Here is a 1165-nt window from a genome sequence, read left to right on the forward strand (position 1 = left end):
GACCTTTCGCCCACTCGTAAACAGAGTTCACCGCTTCGTCGAACTTAATCAACTCATGTAGCATGGTACCAGCATCGTTACTGTGGCCAGCCCAGTCGATTTGACCACCTTCAACCATCAAGAAGAAGCCGTCTTTGTCTTTAGAAAGAACATCAAGCGCTTTGACCGTCATCTCTTTCAACGATGGTTGTGTGCGTTTTGGATCGTTTTTGCTGTTACTGTAAGCAATACCATCATCCATACCTGAGTAAGCGAATAGGCCAAGTAGTTTGTCGCCTTTTGCTTGTGCCAACATGTCTCGGCTGAAAGCTAGGCTGTAGCCTTGGTCTTGCGCTTCGGTAAGCAGATTGCGTTCGTCTTTACGCTTAGATTTTAGGTAAACACTGCCTTGCGTAAGTTTTTCTAGCGCTTGGTAAGTTTCACCTTTGTCGTTAGTCGATTTTGGAATCCAGTGACGCAGACCACCAGATAACAACACGTCGACACCGCTTTCTAGCATATCGGAAGCGATGTTGTTTTCTAGCGAGCGATGAGGCTGATGCGCAGCAAACGCGGCTGGTGTTGCGTGCGTCATGCGCGTATCTGAAACAAGACCCGTTGCTTTGCCTTTGCTTTTGGCTTTTTCCAAAATGGTCTCAACGTGATTGCCTTGGCTGTCAATACCAATCACTTCTGATGCGGTTGGGATACCTGTTGCGAGCATTGTTGCCGAACATGCAGAGTCGACAACGATCGCATCTTCTGGGTTCGTTAAAGATGAGCCAATCACACCTTCTTGCGCTAACTTGTAGAGCGCGGTGGTTTGGCCTTTGTAAATCGAGTTTGGTGCGTGGTTCGCGTAGGTTTCTAGCAAGCCGACTTGCTGAGGACCCATACCATCACCAATCATCAGAATAACGTTTTTGATTTCAGCGGATAGCGCATTGAATGAAAGTGTAGATGCAGCCACTGCAGTAATAATCGGAGAAACTAAACGCTTCATTATATTTTCCTTGTTTATTGAAAGCGCAGAAATTAAAGCAGCGGTTTATGACGCTTTTGTGGCGGTAATAAAAGATTCACGGCATTGTCATTTTGGGTTGCTAGCCAACTCGGTCGCAGATGTTGGGGTATAAAAAAGCCCACAGAAGTGGGCTTGGATTACGCTTAGGAGTTGAAAGCATGG

1 protein-coding gene is annotated in these 1165 nt (G+C 46.5%); it reads right to left on the minus strand.

The annotated features are described in order from the left end of the window. Positions 1 to 982: alkaline phosphatase (locus R7Q38_RS24135; protein WP_318114604.1), on the minus strand; the 982-nt coding region annotated here is incomplete at its 3' end. Between the last annotated feature and the right edge of the window lie 183 nt (positions 983 to 1165).

Source organism: Vibrio sp. Vb0598 (assembly GCF_033338935.1).
Classification (GTDB): Bacteria; Pseudomonadota; Gammaproteobacteria; order Enterobacterales; family Vibrionaceae; genus Vibrio; species Vibrio alginolyticus.